Origin of the sequence: Actinospica sp., from assembly GCF_035552695.1 — a bacterium.
In the GTDB taxonomy this organism is placed as follows: Bacteria; Actinomycetota; Actinomycetes; order Streptomycetales; family Catenulisporaceae; genus Actinospica.
In genome coordinates this window covers 1-2,708 of sequence record NZ_DASZKT010000147.1, presented here as the reverse complement: position 1 = coordinate 2,708, position 2,708 = coordinate 1, and the positions used below count along the sequence as shown (strand labels likewise).

3 protein-coding genes and 1 pseudogene are annotated in these 2,708 nt (G+C 69.5%); 2 read left to right on the top strand and 2 right to left on the bottom strand.

The genetic code is table 11. From position 1 onward, the window contains the following. Positions 1-199: pseudogene (locus VG296_RS18355) on the top strand (acetyl-CoA C-acyltransferase); the annotation flags it as partial. A gap of 416 nt (positions 200-615) precedes the next feature. Here the strand turns inward: VG296_RS18355 and VG296_RS18350 are convergent. Beyond that, a complete protein-coding gene (locus VG296_RS18350) occupies positions 616-1,230 on the bottom strand; it encodes an endonuclease (protein WP_325567141.1) in 615 nt (204 codons plus the stop codon). Between the two features lie 69 nt (positions 1,231-1,299). After that, entirely contained in the window at positions 1,300-2,274 is a 975-nt protein-coding gene (locus VG296_RS18345) for a helix-turn-helix transcriptional regulator (RefSeq protein ID WP_325567140.1), read from the bottom strand. 206 nt (positions 2,275-2,480) lie between these two features. Between VG296_RS18345 and VG296_RS18340 the strand changes: the two genes are divergently transcribed. Continuing rightward, positions 2,481-2,708 (top strand): hemerythrin domain-containing protein (locus VG296_RS18340; protein WP_325567137.1); only part of this gene is annotated, 228 nt, incomplete at its 3' end.

Here is a 2,708-nt window from a genome sequence, read left to right as displayed (position 1 = left end):
GGGCTTCACGCGGGAGGACTTCGCGCGGATGAACGTCAACGGCTCGGGCATCTCGATGGGCCACCCGGTCGGGGCCACGGGCGGACGCATCCTGGCCACCCTCTCCCGGGAGATGCAGCGCCGCGGCGCCCGCTACGGGCTCGAGACCATGTGCATCGGCGGCGGCCAGGGACTGGCCGCGATCTTCGAACTGGCCTGACGTGACCCGGGTCACCTGAATTTTTCGCTGATCAACGGTGCGAGACGATCACTGCCTGGGTAGGGCACGGGGCGGAGTGGGCGAAGTTGTGAAGGAGTAGCCCGGCATGACAAGTTCCGGAATCGATCCCGCTGTTAATTTAAGCGCCCCGACGGAAGTTTCGAGCGGCCCTCCCGCATGGTGCTCGGCGCGCAATCCGCTGATCGCCGGGCCGACCTGGTTGGTCGGCTACGCCTTGGGTCGGACGGTTCGGCTGTCGCGAGCCGCGCTGCACCTGTTGCTGCGGGACGGATCCTGGCTGGACCTGTCCGCGCGGCCCGCGTGGACCGAGCTGTCCGATGAACTGTCCCGAGCGGTTGCGGGGCGGACCGGCCCCGCGAACTGGCCGCGAACCGGCTGAGCAATCTGGCAGGCAATCAGGCCGCGGCCCGGATCAGGGCGGCGCCCAACCTCGACAGGTCGTCGGTGCCCGCCAAGTCGCGCAACGCGCGGGTCGAGGAAGGCAGATCGAGGCCACGGGCGGCGTCGCGCACCTTCTCGTCGACGTAGGGACGCAGCCACGGCCAGACCGCCTGCGCCTCGCGCAGGTAGATGTGCGCGCCGGTCGGGCCGATGCCGGGAATCTGCTGCAGCGCCTCGGCGACGCGGTGGGGTTCTTGGCCCGCGTCCTGGGCCAATCGGCGCAGGTCACCTCGGTGGTTGTCCAACAACCACTGCGCGGCCTCGCCGAGTCTGGTCGCGGTGCTCTCGTCGTAACGGCGGTAGTGCCCGCGGGTCAGCGCGTCGACGCGATGCTGCCAGGTCGCGGCGTTCATCCGCCGCGGCGTCCGGTATCCGGCGCCGAGCAACTCACGGGTCCCGGCCACCGCCAGATCGGCGCTGATCGGCTTGCTCAGCAAGGTGACCAGCACCAGCAACTGATACAGCGGCGCGGGCTTGTCGCGCAGCCGGATCCCGACCTGTGCCGCGTAGGTGATGCCGTGCTCCTCGAGCAGTTCGTTCACGCGCTTGCGGTCGGTCGTGCCTGTCATCGCTCACCTTCATTACCGTCTGGTCGCCTGCTCGGCCACCCGGTTTCCGGTCCCCGAACGCCGTGGGGCTCAGGCCCGCCGGGTGTGCTCCGGGGACGTGCCGTATGTGCGTCGGTAGGCGGTGGCGAACCGGTCGGCTCGGGAGAAGCCCCACCGCAGGGCGATGTCGCGCACCGCGTCGGAGGTCTCGGGATCGGCGGCCGCGAGTTCCCGGTGCGCCGCCTCGAGCCGGGTCCGGCGCAGGTAGGCGATGGGGGTTGTCTCCAGGTGCTGGTGGAACGCCGCGCGGATCGCGCGCGGCGAGGTCCCGGCGGAGTGCGCGATGTCGGTCAGGTTGATCGGCAAGGAGATGTTGGCGTCGATGAAGGCTACGGCTCGGCGAACGGCGGCGGGGTGGACGGAGCCCGGACCGGGAACGTATCCGCGGGTCATCGTGGTGTTCGGGAACGTCGTGACGATCGCCGTCAGGATGGTGTCCACGACCTCCCGGTTCACCAGTGGATTGGCCAGCACGCTGTCCGTGGCGCGCAGTTCGTGGTACGCCATTGCCGCCAAGGCCGCGTAGACCTCGGCGCCGCGCGCCGACACAGGGGCCGCTCCGGTGAACTGCAGTGGCATCCCGCCGTCGAGGCCGAACAAGGCCGCGGCGCTGCGCCCCACCTCGGACCACGGCAGTCGGAGAAGCAGCAGGTCGGTGTCGGTCCACTCGGCCGCGACCGACTCGTGCTGCGGGCACAGCACGGTGTCCCCGCGGGTGGCGGAGATCTCGCCCGCATGCGGCATCCGGTGGCGCACCTGGCCGTCCAGGTAGGTGCCGAGGCACAGCTGCACCGGCGGCTCGACCTGGGCGCTGCCAGGTAACCCCGCGACGGCCAACCGGTCGAGCCCCAGGACGCCGGCCTCGGCCGCCTCCACCCGGAGTCGGCCTGGGCCGCTCCCTGCGGTGTGCCGTGTCAGCACCCGTGCGTACTTCTGGTCCACGAGGTCGAGAGCTTCGTCGGCGCTTTCGGCGAAGAACGCGGCGCGTCTGATGAAGACGTCCATGCCGATGGCCTTCCCGAGCGCTGGGTGGCGAACCCTCCAGGTGTGAGCCGTGGGCCAGGCCCGGCTCGACGATCTGACATCAGGTCAGAAACGCGGGAATTCATGTCTTCGCCGGCGACGGGTAGACCCCTCACAACGGTTCTGACCGCCGGCAGACGGCAGTCGGAATTTCTGGATCTTTCCCGTAGCGCCCCAGGAGGTTCGTCTTGTCCACCGACGCCATTGTCATGCTCCGTGAGGACCACAAGGAGATCCGTCGGCTGTTCCGCGACGTGCGGGCGCTCGGTCCGGAGGCGACGGCGTCCAAGGCCCGCCTGGCGCAGCAGATCCTCGAGGCGCTCACGGTCCACACCTACATCGAGAACGAGATCATGTACCCGCGGATGCGCAAACTCGTGCCGGACGTCGACGCGGAGATTCTCGAGTCCTATGAG